This window comes from Planktothrix agardhii, assembly GCF_904830935.1.
In the GTDB taxonomy this organism is placed as follows: Bacteria; Cyanobacteriota; Cyanobacteriia; order Cyanobacteriales; family Microcoleaceae; genus Planktothrix; species Planktothrix agardhii.
In genome coordinates this window covers 2,931,432-2,944,098 of record NZ_LR882952.1, presented here as the reverse complement: position 1 = coordinate 2,944,098, position 12,667 = coordinate 2,931,432, and the positions used below count along the sequence as shown (strand labels likewise).

Annotated in this window: 12 protein-coding genes and 1 pseudogene; 11 read left to right on the top strand and 2 right to left on the bottom strand. The window is 39.6% G+C overall.

The genetic code is table 11. The annotated features are described in order from the left end of the window. The first annotated feature begins 19 nt into the window (after positions 1–19). The 11 genes and pseudogenes from NMG88_RS13830 to NMG88_RS13785 all read left to right on the top strand — a co-directional run bounded on the left by NMG88_RS13830 (position 20) and on the right by NMG88_RS13785 (position 11,807). Complete coding sequence (locus NMG88_RS13830) at positions 20–1,822, top strand: fatty acyl-AMP ligase (RefSeq protein WP_042154647.1); 1,803 nt, start codon at positions 20–22, stop codon at positions 1,820–1,822. A gap of 87 nt (positions 1,823–1,909) precedes the next feature. Next, positions 1,910–2,695, top strand: a complete 786-nt coding sequence (locus NMG88_RS13825; protein ID WP_042154650.1) for an aspartyl/asparaginyl beta-hydroxylase domain-containing protein — start codon at positions 1,910–1,912, stop codon at positions 2,693–2,695. A 172-nt stretch (positions 2,696–2,867) separates the two neighbouring features. Further along, positions 2,868–4,658, top strand: coding sequence for a fatty acyl-AMP ligase (locus NMG88_RS13820; protein ID WP_235751578.1), 1,791 nt, complete (start codon positions 2,868–2,870; stop codon positions 4,656–4,658). A 106-nt stretch (positions 4,659–4,764) separates the two neighbouring features. Further along, positions 4,765–5,241: an acyl carrier protein gene (locus NMG88_RS13815; RefSeq protein ID WP_027255137.1), complete on the top strand. Its 477-nt coding sequence runs from the start codon at positions 4,765–4,767 to the stop codon at positions 5,239–5,241. Further along, positions 5,234–6,547, top strand: a complete 1,314-nt coding sequence (locus tag NMG88_RS13810) for an aminotransferase class I/II-fold pyridoxal phosphate-dependent enzyme (RefSeq protein WP_042154653.1) — start codon at positions 5,234–5,236, stop codon at positions 6,545–6,547. The genes NMG88_RS13815 and NMG88_RS13810 overlap by 8 nt, the downstream gene beginning before the upstream one ends. Before the next feature lie 65 nt (positions 6,548–6,612). Continuing rightward, the gene (locus NMG88_RS13805; RefSeq protein ID WP_227350743.1) at positions 6,613–8,178 is read left to right on the top strand and encodes a B12-binding domain-containing radical SAM protein; all 1,566 of its coding nucleotides are present in this window, start codon (positions 6,613–6,615) and stop codon (positions 8,176–8,178) included. 293 nt (positions 8,179–8,471) lie between these two features. Beyond that, positions 8,472–9,515 (top strand): polyamine ABC transporter substrate-binding protein, encoded by a 1,044-nt coding sequence (locus NMG88_RS13800; protein WP_081846469.1) that lies wholly within the window; start codon positions 8,472–8,474, stop codon positions 9,513–9,515. A gap of 132 nt (positions 9,516–9,647) precedes the next feature. Further along, the gene (locus NMG88_RS13795) at positions 9,648–10,559 is read left to right on the top strand and encodes an ABC transporter permease (RefSeq protein WP_042154659.1); all 912 of its coding nucleotides are present in this window, start codon (positions 9,648–9,650) and stop codon (positions 10,557–10,559) included. A 23-nt stretch (positions 10,560–10,582) separates the two neighbouring features. Continuing rightward, positions 10,583–11,425 (top strand): ABC transporter permease, encoded by an 843-nt coding sequence (locus tag NMG88_RS13790; protein ID WP_026788025.1) that lies wholly within the window; start codon positions 10,583–10,585, stop codon positions 11,423–11,425. A gap of 65 nt (positions 11,426–11,490) precedes the next feature. Next, a pseudogene (locus tag NMG88_RS22710) lies at positions 11,491–11,562 on the top strand (DUF6888 family protein); the annotation flags it as partial. After that, positions 11,559–11,807: a DUF6887 family protein gene (locus tag NMG88_RS13785; RefSeq protein WP_227350745.1), complete on the top strand. Its 249-nt coding sequence runs from the start codon at positions 11,559–11,561 to the stop codon at positions 11,805–11,807. The pseudogene NMG88_RS22710 and the gene NMG88_RS13785, both read left to right, overlap by 4 nt. Before the next feature lie 89 nt (positions 11,808–11,896). Here NMG88_RS13785 and NMG88_RS13780 read toward each other — a convergent pair whose 3' ends face one another. Further along, positions 11,897–12,352, bottom strand: coding sequence for a type II toxin-antitoxin system VapC family toxin (locus tag NMG88_RS13780; RefSeq protein ID WP_231516719.1), 456 nt, complete (start codon positions 12,350–12,352; stop codon positions 11,897–11,899). Further along, entirely contained in the window at positions 12,339–12,584 is a 246-nt protein-coding gene (locus NMG88_RS13775; RefSeq protein ID WP_254033928.1) for a hypothetical protein, read from the bottom strand. The genes NMG88_RS13780 and NMG88_RS13775 overlap by 14 nt, the downstream gene beginning before the upstream one ends. Between the last annotated feature and the right edge of the window lie 83 nt (positions 12,585–12,667).

The window sequence follows — 12,667 nt, the reverse complement described above, 5'->3', positions numbered from 1 at the left end:
TAGGACTCTATATTAAGGTATGAGCAGTTTTTCTAATTTAGTCGATTTATTGCGCGATCGCGCTGAACATAAACCAGATCAACTCGCCTATCGGTTTTTAGCCGACGGAGAAACGAGTCAGCAAACCCTGACCTATCTACAGTTACATCAACAAGCTGTCCAAATTGCATCTTATTTACAATCATTTTTATCCCCAGGTGATCGGGTTTTAGTCGTTTATCCCTATAGTGCGGGATTAGAATTTATTGCGGCGTTTTTTGGCTGTTTATATGCGGGTGCGATCGCCGTTACCGATAACCCTCCAGTCTCCCCCCAAGCAATTGTTAAGCTACAAACCCGTTTAGAATCTTCTCAATGTCGGGCAATTTTAAGCACAAAAGCATTAATTGAACAGTTAAAAATACAATTTTCTGTGGAGAAAGAGGAGGAGACGCGCCGTGGCACGTCTCTACGGTGGGTGGCGACCGATGACCTTTTGGATCAAAACCTCGCTATAGACTGGCAAAAACCGCCAATTAACGGGGATACCGTCGCTTTTTTACAATATACCTCTGGTTCCACCGGAACCCCAAAAGGGGTAATTGTTACCCATGGAAATGTTTTGCATAATTCGGCAATTATTTATAAGGCTTTTGGCCATCACAATAATAGTAAGGGGTTAATTTGGCTTCCCCTATTTCACGATATGGGATTAATTGGGGGAGTTGTTCAACCTTTATATGGATCATTTCCCGTTACTTTGATGTCCCCAGTTGCTTTAGTCCAAAAACCCTTTCGTTGGTTAGAAGCGATTTCTGAATATCAGGCTACCACCAGTGGCGGGCCAAATTTTGCTTATGATTTAGTCTGTAGGACAGCGACGCCTGAAAAGTTAGAACAGTTAGATTTAAGTTCCTGGGATGTGGCCTTTTCCGGGGCTGAACCTGTACGCTGGGACACCCTTAAACGGTTTGCAGAAATTTTTGGCCCCTGTGGGTTCAAACCGGAGGCGTTTTATCCCTGCTACGGAATGGCCGAAACTACCCTATTTATTTCCGGTGGACACAAACACCAAACCCCTAATATTCTCTGGGTTGATCCCGTCGCCCTAGAACACAATCAAGTCATCCAAACACAGGAAACATCACTGGCTAATAACCCACAGTCCAGAAAAACTCGATCGCTAGTCAGTTGTGGCTTCCCCTGGTTGGCAGATGAGGTGATGATTGTTGATCCGCAAGAGTTAACGCCCCGGGACGCGGATCAAGTGGGTGAAATCTTGGTATCGGGGAAAGGTGTGGGTTTGGGATATTGGGATAAACCCGAAGACACGGAAACCACCTTTCGGGTTTATGTCGAGGGACGGGGGCCCTATTTACGCACGGGAGATTTAGGATTTTTACAGGACGGGGAATTGTATATTACGGGACGGATCAAGGACATGATGATTTTGTGGGGAAGAAATCGTTATCCCCAGGAAATTGAAGCTACCCTAGATACCTGTCACCCGGCTATTCGTGCTGGACATAGTGCGGCGTTTTCGGTGGAAACGGAACTCGGAGAACAGTTAATTATTGCCGCAGAAATCGAACGGCGGTATTTACGAAACTTGAACGTTGAGGAAGTCGTCAATGCTATTCGTCAGGCGATCGCCGAACAGAATACCGTGGATGTCTTTGCAATTGTATTATTAAAAACCACAACTATTCCTAAAACCACCAGTGGTAAAATTCAACGTCGTGCTTGTCGGACTAAATTTTTAGAAGGGAGTTTAGATAGTGTTGGACAATGGAGATTAGACACAGAAACCAGTCAATTGTCAGAATTAGCCAATCGTTCTTAAAAGTCAACCGTAGGGTGCGTAGGGGCGGGGTTCTCCCGCCCCTACGCACCCACCAAAAACCTTTGATTTCCTATCATTACAATCAACATGAAACAAGAAAAAATATCAGAAAAAATCAGGTATTTTCTATTGTATAAAGTCGGAGTAAAAATATTATGGACATTTGAAAAATTAATTCCTGAATATTCATTAATTGGGAATACAGCTTTTTTTGACTCTACTCAATTTCAGTGGTCAAAAGAGTTAGAAACCAATTGGCATTTAATTCAGCAAGAATTAGAGCAAATTCTGAAAGTTCAAGAACAACTACCCAATTTTCAAGATATTTCCCCCGATCAAGGCTATAGCACCACTCAGGATAATTTATGGAAAACCTATTTTTTCTATGGCTATGGAATTAAAGTCGATAAAAATTGCCAACGCTGTCCAGAAACCACCCGTTTAATAGAACAAATTCCAGGGATGAAAACGGCATTTTTTTCAATTTTGTTACCTGGAAAACATATTCCTGAACATCGAGGGCCCTATAAAGGAGTGATTCGTTGTTTATTAGGATTAAAAATCCCTGAACCCCGCGAAAAATGCCGAATTCGAGTCGGAGAAGAAACCCGCCATTGGCAAGAAGGAAAATGTATGATTTTTGATGATTCTTTTCCCCATGAAGCTTGGAACGAAACCGATGGCGTGAGAGTCGTTTTATTCTTAGATATTATGCGTCCTTTACGCTTCCCTCTGTCGATTATTAATGAACTGTTTCTCAAATTAATTACAATATCTCCCTTTGTTCAAGATGGCTACACGAATCAACGGAAATGGGATGTTCGCTTAGAACAAATCTTTGCTGCCCAGAAGGACAGTATTACCTCACCCTAGAGGCAAAATGTCCCTGTCCGTAACCCATGATCCGTGATCAACAATCGCTCATTCATTCAAGATTTAAGAGTTAAGAAAATCCTTAATTCTTGAATAATGACGAACTACGGATGGAGGGAAAAAAACCCTATAAATGATAGGATAGATCACAAAACATTACCTATTTTTTTTCATGACTGATTCATTTGATTTTTTAAAAGCCACCACTTTAATTGAACTTTTACAACATCGGGCAATCCAGCAACCGAATCAGATTGCTTATACATTTTTAGTTGATGGAGAATCGGAAACGGTTACATTAACTTATCAACAATTAAACCAAAAAGCTCAAACTATTGCGAGTAAATTACAAGCTATTTGTCAACCTCAAGATCGAGTTTTATTACTATATCAACCGGGGTTAGATTATATTAGCGCATTTTTCGGTTGTTTATATGCCGGAGTGATTGCCGTTCCCGCCTATCCCCCTCGACCCGATCGATCTTTGCCTCGTTTACAAGCGATTATTACTGATACAAATGCCACGGTTGCCTTAACTACTGAAGCTACATTATCGGGTTTACAGCGATTTTTTCCAACTATGTCTGATATTGCGCCGTTGAATTGGTTTGCAACAGATATCTTAGATAGTGAAATTGGAAAGACTTGGCAACCTCCAGTTATTAATCGTCAAACTCTTGCCTTTTTACAATATACTTCCGGTTCTACTGCTACCCCTAAAGGGGTAATGATTTCCCATCAAAATCTATTACATAATTTAACAGCAATTTATGATTGTTTTGGTCATTCCCCGGAAAGTACGGGGGTAATTTGGTTGCCTCCTTATCATGATATGGGATTAATTGGTGGGGTTTTAGAACCTTTATTCGGGGGATTTCCGGTGGTTTTAATGTCTCCTTTAATGTTTGTTCAAAATCCCTTACGCTGGTTACAAACTATTTCCAAATATCGGGGAACAACCAGTGGGGGGCCGAATTTTGCTTATGATTTATGTGTAAGAAAAGTATTAAGAAATGGGGGGATAAATTCATCCCAAAAATTAGAAAATTTAGATTTAAGTAGTTGGGAAGTTGCATTTAATGGGGCTGAACCCATTTATCACGAAGTTATAGAAAAATTTATTCAAACTTTTGCCCCCTACGGATTTAGGCGAAAGGCTTTTTATCCCTGTTATGGTATGGCTGAAGCAACTTTAATTATTACGGGAGGTTTAAAAACAGCATCACCAATTTTTAAAACCGTTGATGGTATTGCTTTAGAAAATCATCAGATTGTAGAAGTTGATGAAGTGACTACTAATTTAACAGCCAATACCAAAATATTAGTCGGTTGCGGTCAGTGTTTATCAGATCAAAAGGTATTAGTTATTAATCCTGAAACCTTGAATATTTGTGAACCGGGAAAAGTCGGCGAAATTTGGGTTTCTGGGCCGAGTGTGGGACAGGGATATTGGAATAAACATCAAGAAACAGAAACTCTGTTTAACGCCTACTTAACAACGGGAGAAGGGCCGTTTTTAAGGACAGAGGATTTGGGATTTTTAGACGATCAAGAACTATTTATTACCGGAAGAATTAAAGATATTATTATTATTAATGGTCGGAATCATTATCCCCAAGATATTGAATGGACAGTTGAACAAAGTCACCCCCTAATTAGACCCAGTGGAGTTGCGGGATTTTCTATTGATATCAAGGGGGAAGAACGGTTAGTCGTTGCAGTGGAAGTAGAACGTCAATATTGGCAACAAATCCGCACCTGGGATAATCATAACGGTTCTGCCAAAACCTCCCCTGAACAGGTGATTCTTCAGTCCATCCGTCGCTCCGTGTCTCAAAACCATGATTTACAGGTTTATAAAACGGTGTTACTAAAACCCGGAACTTTACCTAAAACCTCCAGTGGTAAAATTCAACGCCATGCCTGTCGTGCTAGTTTTATAGCGGGCAAATTGGGGGAATAGGGAATTACAAATTACGAATTACGAATTACGAATGGGGAATTGGTAAGTAAAACAGGATTCTGCTATCTTGGGATGCTAAAGTTTTAGGGTGATGGAGGAGTGATTCATGCAAGTGTTAAATGCGTCTATGAATGGGACAAAACCCCAACAACCATCGGTAACGGTGCATCATCCAGAATCATTGGTGAAGGGCATTGAGTCTTTCGAGTCTGTCGCCACAATTGAGGGGTGGTTAGTCAGTCAACTCGCGGAACGGTTAGAGTTAGAAGCTTTAGAGATTGATTTAGAGGAGGATTTTACTAATTATGGCCTCAACTCTATTGAAGCAATTAACCTCTCTGGAGACTTGGAAACGATTTTGGGACGCCGACTTCCCCCCACCCTGTTATGGGATTATCCCAATATTTGTACTTTGGCTAAATATTTAGCCGATCACAACACCTTGGATATTACCCAATATCAAAACGGGATTTCCCCGAAAGATGCGGAACATCTTTTACAACATTTAGATCAATTGTCGGATACGGATGTCGATACGTTATTAAATATTTTATTATCAGAACAGGAAGAAATCAATGATTAGTTTATTACCTTCTGTTAGTCAGTTATCTTGTCAAGAAAAGCGATCGCTTCTCGCAGAATTACTGGAAAAAAAAGCGAAATCTGCCCCTCTGCCTGAAATTCCAGCCGAATATTATCAAATTGAATACTTTCCTGAATATCTACATCTGAAACAACAACAGCAAGAACTGGCAGATTTAGGATTAGGAAATCCCTTTTTTACACCCCAGGAGGGAATTGCCAATGATCGGGCTAGAATTCGCGGTCAAGACTATATTAATTATGCCACCTATAATTATTTAGGAATGTGTGGTGATCCGATTATTTCTCAGTTTGTAAAAGAGGCAATTGATCGCTATGGAACCTCAGCCTGTGCCAGTCGTTTATTATCGGGTGAAAAGGTAATTCACCAAGAATTAGAACGGGCGATCGCTGATTTTGTTGGGGTAGAAGATAGTATTGTTTTTGTTGGCGGTCATGCGACTAATGTGACCACCGTGGGGCATTTATTCGGACAACATGATCTGATTTTACATGATGCCCTGAGTCATAATAGTTTATTGCAAGGAGCTTTATTATCTGGGGCTACGGCGATCGCCTTTCCCCATAATAATTGGCAAGCTTTAGATCAAATATTACGAGAACGGCGCCCTCGTTATCAACGGGTTTTAATTATTGTCGAAGGGGTCTATAGTACCGATGGAGATATTCCCAATTTACCCGAATTTATTCAGATTAAAAAACATCATAAAGCCTTTTTAATGGTGGATGAAGCCCACTCTATAGGGGTATTAGGAAAACACGGTCGGGGAATTGGAGAACATTTTGAAATTAATCCCCATGATGTAGATTTATGGATGGGAACTTTAAGCAAATCCTTTGCCAGTTGTGGAGGATATATTGCCGGATCTAAATCATTAGTTGAATATCTGAAATATACCGCCCCCGGATTTGTTTTTAGTGTGGGAATTTCTCCACCTAATGCGGCTTCTGTGATCGCGGCAATTCAGGTATTAAAAAATGAACCTCAACGGGTAGAAAAGTTACATCAAAGAGCTAAATTATTTTTAACTTTAGCGAAAGATCAAGGCTTAAATACCGGGTTAAGTCAAGATTCTCCCGTGATTCCTATTATTGTTGGAGATTCTTGGAAATCAGTACAACTCTCTCAAAATTTGTTCAAGCGGGGAATTAATGTACCTTTTATGTTTTATCCCTCAGTGCCTAAAAACGCGGCGCGTTTGCGATTTTTTATTACTTGTAACCACAGGGAAGAACAAATTCGTTATACTGTAGATACTCTTGCTGAAGAAGTGGCAAAACTATAGGAAAATCAATGATTTTCATAGAGTTTTTAAACTTAGGAGTCTGATCTTTTACAGGGTTAATTATAATGCGTGTTCTTTTAATTTATCCCATTTTCCCCCAAAGTTTCTGGTCATTTGAAAAAGCCCTTGCCTTAGTCAACCGAAAAGCCTTACTTCCGCCTTTAGGTTTAATTACGGTAGCGGCTATTTTACCCCAAAAATGGGAGTTTAAATTAGTAGACCGTAATGTTCGAGAGATCACCGAAGCCGAATGGAATTGGGCAGAATTGGTGATGGTTTCGGCCATGATTGTCCAAAAAGATGATTTTTTGGAGCAAATTCGCGAGGCAAAACGACGGGGTAAAAAAGTGGCTGTAGGGGGCCCCTATCCCACATCCACACCCGAATCGGCAGAAATTGCCGGGGCGGATTATTTGGTTTTAGATGAAGGAGAAATTACTTTACCGTTATTAGTAGAAGCGATTGAAAGAGGGGATGAAAAAGGGGTTTTTCGCATAGAAGGAGACAAACCCGATGTTACGACATCTCCTATCCCTCGCTTTGATTTATTGGAGAAAGAAGCATACGATATGATTTCTTTGCAATACTCCCGCGGCTGTCCGTTTCAGTGTGAGTTTTGCGATATTATTGTATTATATGGACGGAAATCTCGAACTAAAACTCCGGCTCAACTTTTAGCAGAATTGGATCGGTTAAAAGAGTTAAATTTTAGTCAGGGTGTTTTCTTAGTGGATGATAATTTTATCGGCAATAAACGCAACGTTAAGTTATTGCTGCATGAATTAAAAGTTTGGATGAAGGATAATAATTATCCTTTCCGTTTAACCACGGAGGCTTCCATTGATTTAGCCCAGGATCAAGAATTAATGGATTTGATGGTTGAGTGTAATTTTCGGGCTGTCTTTTTGGGAATTGAAACTCCCGATGAAGATAGCTTAAATTTAACTAAAAAATTCCAAAATACTCGCGGATCTTTGAGTGATTCCGTGGAAAAAATTATCCGATCTGGGTTACGGGTGATGGCGGGATTTATTATTGGTTTTGATGGGGAAGAAACCGGGGCGGGCGATCGAATTGTCCGGTTTGTGGAAAAAACCACCATTCCCATTGCTATGTTTAGTATGTTGCAGGTTTTACCTAATACCGCCCTTTGGCATCGTTTAGAAAAAGAAGGACGATTAATTAAGGAAACTGGGAATGCGAATCAAACTACCTTAATGAATTTTCTGCCCACTCGACCAATTGAAGAAATCGCCCTAGAATATGTCAATGGATTTTATGAATTATATGATCCTCAACGATATTTGGATCGCACTTACCGTCATTTTATGATGATTGGAGAGCCAAAAACTAATTCTATCGGACGGAAATTAGTGGATATGAAAACAATGCGAGCGCTCTTTATTTTATGTTGGTATCAAGGGGTTGTGCGGGAAACTCGCTCGACGTTTTGGCGATATTTATGGAATATTTTACGACACAAACCCAGGGTTTTAGATCATTATTTAGTGGTTTGTGGACAGGTAGAACATTTCTATGAATACCGCCAAATTGTTAAGGATCAAATTGAACAGCAACTCAAAGAACAACAAGTAGAAAGTCTACGTCAACTATCAAGTGTGACGCCATAACTGAGAAACTCAGTCTTTTGAGAAAACGGGTTTCTGAAGCTCAAGTCTAGGTTTTATTTCCTAGATCAAATTCAGAAGCTCAGTTAATTTGGTTGTATGAGTTAGCCCAGTTGCGGGATATTATTCTCAATTGATGTACATTTTTTCCCTATCCTATGGGAAAATTACATCAATTGTTGAATTTGTTAAACTTCCACTGAGAAAAAACAGTGTCTCCGACTTATCCACAAAAACATCGGAATTTTAGGGTTGCTCAAACACGACGTCAGTTTTTGCAAACTTCCGTTACTGCGATGGTAGCATCGTCCCTATCAAGCTGTGGTTGGACATTAGCTGAGGTCAAAACCACCCCAAACACTCAGATTTCCTCCGATACTCTGTACATTTACACTTGGTCTGGCTACACGGATCAAGATTTGTTAGATCATTTTAGAGAGGAAACTGGGTTAAAAGTTGTGGCGGATGTCTTCGATTCTAATGAAGCCATGTTAGCCCGACTCCAAGCCGGAGGAGCAGGTGCTTATAGTGTCATCTATCCTTCGGGATATATGGTAGAAAAAATGATCCAAATAGGGTTATTGGCGCAACTCGATCACTCTTTATTAGTGGGATTAGAGGATTTATTTCCCCAATTTCAAAACCCGATTTATGATCCGGGCGGTCTTCATAGTGTGCCAATTAGTTGGGGAACAACGGGGTTAATTTATAACCCGAATAAATTAGAAACTCTCCCGAAAGATTGGAGTTATTTATGGGAAAATAAAGATAAGTTATCAAAGCGGTTCACGTTACTTAATGATGTGCGGGAAGTCATGGGAGCAGCGTTAATTATGTTAGGCTATTCCTATAATTCTACTGACCCCAATCAAATTCGACAAGCCTATGAGAAATTAGTAGAATTACGACCAAAAATCGCTTCTTTTACCACGGATTCTTGGCGACCTCAAATGATTGTCGGGGATTTATCAATAGCAATGTGTTATTCCTCCGATGCGGCGGAAATTCGGGAGGAAAATGAGGATTTAAGATATATTACTCCTGATAGTGGATCATCTGTATGGATTGATACAATGGTCATTCCTAAAAGTGCTCCTAACCCCGAAGGTGCCTATAAATGGATTGATTTTATGTTGCGACCCGATGTCGCCGCCACCTTAGTAGATCGGTTAAAATTTGCCACTCCTTCGAGATTAGCTTATGAAAAATTACCCGATGTTTTGAGAAATGATCCAACTTTATTTCCTCCAGAATCAATCCTAGCTCGCAGTGAAATGATTCATGATTTGGGTGAAGCCAATGAAATTTATGAACGGTATTGGACACGGCTAACCAGTTAATTGTTAACTGCTAACCCTTAACTAATCTATAGCAATTGTTAAGGTAATTAGAATATTCAACCAGGGTCAAACTCTCAGAGAAAAATGATTTTTTTCCTCATTCTTAATTCGTAATTCGTAATTCCCTGATCTATGACTATTTCAACAAAAACTCCGATAACTTCTTCTCCACCCCCGATTAAAAAAGGCTGGCGACAACTGGGTTCTCAATTAATTGGCCCACTGGCATTATTAGGGCCGTCGGGTTTATGGTTATTACTCTTATTAATCCTACCAACTTTATTGATTTTTCAACTCAGTTTAGTTAAGGATATTCGCCCTGGGGATTTGGTAATTCCCAATGGCATTTATAATTATTTAAGAGTATTTGAACCGATTAATTTATTAGTGATTTGGCGATCGCTATTTTATGCCTTTGGGACTACCACAATTTGTTTACTTCTCGGATTTCCCGTCGCCTATTGGATTGCTCAATTAGCCCCGAAACAGTGGCGAAATATAATACTATTAGCCTTTATTTTACCCCTGTGGACATCTTCTTTATTAAGAACCTATGCTTGGATTACTATATTAAGACCAACCGGAGTATTAAACTCCGTTTTAGGATTAATTGGATTACCCGCCTTAGAACTATTAAATCGAACTCCGGCGGTTTTAATTGGCATGGCCTATAGTTATTTACCCTATATGGTCACGGTTTTATATGCGTCTTTAGAAAAATTAGATCGACGATTATTAGAAGCCTCCGCCGACCTAGGAGCGAGACCTGTAGAAACATTTTGGAAAGTCACCGTCCCCCAAACATTGCCCGGAATTGCCGCCGGATCTCTGCTAGTTTTTATTAGTTCAATGGGGGATTTTGTCGATCCTGAACTATTAGGAGGAGCCTCAAGTATGACGGTTTCTCGATTAATTTATAACCAATTTTTAGGCTCGACTCAAAATTGGGGTTTTGGTTCAGCCTTGAGTATGGTATTAATTTTGGGGGTGAGTATTGCGATCGCACTTTTAATTAAATATGGAGATCCTAAACCGTCTCGTTAATTAAAATAAATTAGGAAAAATTTATGGAAGAAATCCAACAACAACCAGAGGAGATCCTTGATATGGCTGCTAAACCAAAGTTTAGAATTTCTTGGCAGGTAGTTTTTGTCTGTTTGATGTTTTTTTATATGTACCTGCCGATTTTTGTATTAACATTTTTTAGTTTTAATAAATCTCGATATAGTGCAGGCTGGGAAGGATTTACATTAGAATGGTATGTCAAATTATTCCAAGATACCAGAATTTTAACCGCTTTAAATAATAGTTTAATCGTGGGAATTTGTGCGGTAGGAATTGCCGCGATTATTGGTACATTAATGGCCGTAGGATTAGCCCGTTATCATTTCCCAGGAAAAGGATTATATCAAGGAGCGTCCTATTTACCATTAATTATTCCTGATATTGCCATGGCGGTGGCAACCCTAGTATTTTTAGCCGCCGTTGCCATTCCCCTCAGTTTATGGACAATTGTATCCGCCCATGTTGTCTTTTGTTTAGCCTACGTTGCCTTAGTTGTTTCCACCCGTTTAGCCGATTTAGACCCCCATTTAGAAGAAGCCGCCTTAGATCTCGGAGCAACACCCATAGAGGCTTTTATTCAAGTCTTATTACCCCAATTAATGCCCGGAATTATATCAGGTTGTTTACTAGCTTTTGTATTAAGTATGGATGATTTTTTAATCGCTAGTTTCACCGCCGGAAGTGGGGCAAATACCCTACCCATGGAAATATTTAGTCGAATTAGAACTGGAGTCAAACCCGATATTAATGCCTTGAGCGTCATCCTAATTTTAGCATCTGGATTCTTAGCATTATTTGGCGAATATTTACGCATTCAAGGAGAAGGAAAACGCCTAAAAAACTAAACCCGTAGTAAGCCCTTCAGGGCTTAATCTTTAGTATAGTATTTATGTCATAATCCCAAACTGGAGAAGTTTATATTCTAGCAGGTGAGGACATAGAAATTATTGTTTTAAGCACTGGAATTTGGGAGTTTTTATGATATCAGATTTTGAAAAAATGACCAATGCTGAACTCAAAGCTTATGCTTTAGAACATCGTGGCGAGGAAGATGTTGAAGCGTTGCGCGTGTTATTCCGCCGTCGGAAACCCTATGCCCAAGATTTAACATTCTATCCTGCTAAAAATCAGCAGGAAAAACAAGAGCAAATTGAAAGATTTAAACAAATTATTGAAGAAAAACAAGGTCAAAAAATTAAGGATACAACACCCCCTTTAGACGAGTGAAATTCCATCTCTAGTTTTTCAATATAACGATGAGGCAGAGCATCGTCGTCTGATGACTAGGTTCAACCTAGTCATCAGGAATACATTAGTTACTCTGGGACAATCACTTCAATATCCATGTCTCTACACCAAGCAAAATCATCAACATTAAAAGTATATATTCGCCTGATTCCGTGTGACATCATTGTAGCAACGTGCATAACATCAAAAACGGTTGCACCAGTTACCGGATGATTTTCCAACAATTCCAGCAAACGATTAGTCAAGTTTGAGGGTTTTGGTAACAGTTGGATATTGGGCATTTGAATCAGTCTTTTTATTCTCCATATTGTGTCTACTGGTGTAAGGGGTTTTTTGACTTGGCTACTACTGGTCATAACAGAATAAAATTCTGAAAGAATTTGATCTGAAACGCACAATATTTCACGTTCACTGGGTCTTAAAATCTTTAATGATGCTCTGTGTTTATCCCCACTCTGGGTGTCTACAGAATAGACCCATATATTTGTATCTAGGAAGCTTTTTTGCATTTTATCCTGTGTCACATATGTTTGCTCTGTTGATGGGTTCTTTAACGCCAATATTGGCAATCAGCCAACTAAATTCTTCATGAAGTTGCCTGAGTTCATCATCTTCTGGAGTTACGGTTACGTCATCATTACCTCCTTGATTAATTTGTTGATTGTCAGGAACAGACCGAAGTGCTGTTACAATTTCTTCGACAAGAGCAATTTGCTTGTCGCTGAGTCCAGTTACATCAATTACTGTAGTTTTCATAAGGAATCTTTTTTTGCCTCCAAAAAGGGCGAAAGATATTGTAAATTGATGGTCAAATGAATACTCCGAAAAGGTAGAACTTA

Coding starts and splice junctions, on each gene's coding strand:
- NMG88_RS13820 (WP_235751578.1), top strand. CDS start 2,868: ATGACTGATTCATTTGATTTTTTAAAAGCCACCACTTTAATTGAACTT.
- NMG88_RS13805 (WP_227350743.1), top strand. CDS start 6,613: ATGCGTGTTCTTTTAATTTATCCCATTTTCCCCCAAAGTTTCTGGTCA.
- NMG88_RS13830 (WP_042154647.1), top strand. CDS start 20: ATGAGCAGTTTTTCTAATTTAGTCGATTTATTGCGCGATCGCGCTGAA.
- NMG88_RS13825 (WP_042154650.1), top strand. CDS start 1,910: ATGAAACAAGAAAAAATATCAGAAAAAATCAGGTATTTTCTATTGTAT.
- NMG88_RS13810 (WP_042154653.1), top strand. CDS start 5,234: ATGATTAGTTTATTACCTTCTGTTAGTCAGTTATCTTGTCAAGAAAAG.
- NMG88_RS13790 (WP_026788025.1), top strand. CDS start 10,583: ATGGAAGAAATCCAACAACAACCAGAGGAGATCCTTGATATGGCTGCT.
- NMG88_RS13800 (WP_081846469.1), top strand. CDS start 8,472: ATGGTAGCATCGTCCCTATCAAGCTGTGGTTGGACATTAGCTGAGGTC.
- NMG88_RS13795 (WP_042154659.1), top strand. CDS start 9,648: ATGACTATTTCAACAAAAACTCCGATAACTTCTTCTCCACCCCCGATT.
- NMG88_RS13775 (WP_254033928.1), bottom strand. CDS start 12,584: ATGAAAACTACAGTAATTGATGTAACTGGACTCAGCGACAAGCAAATT.
- NMG88_RS13815 (WP_027255137.1), top strand. CDS start 4,765: ATGCAAGTGTTAAATGCGTCTATGAATGGGACAAAACCCCAACAACCA.
- NMG88_RS13785 (WP_227350745.1), top strand. CDS start 11,559: ATGATATCAGATTTTGAAAAAATGACCAATGCTGAACTCAAAGCTTAT.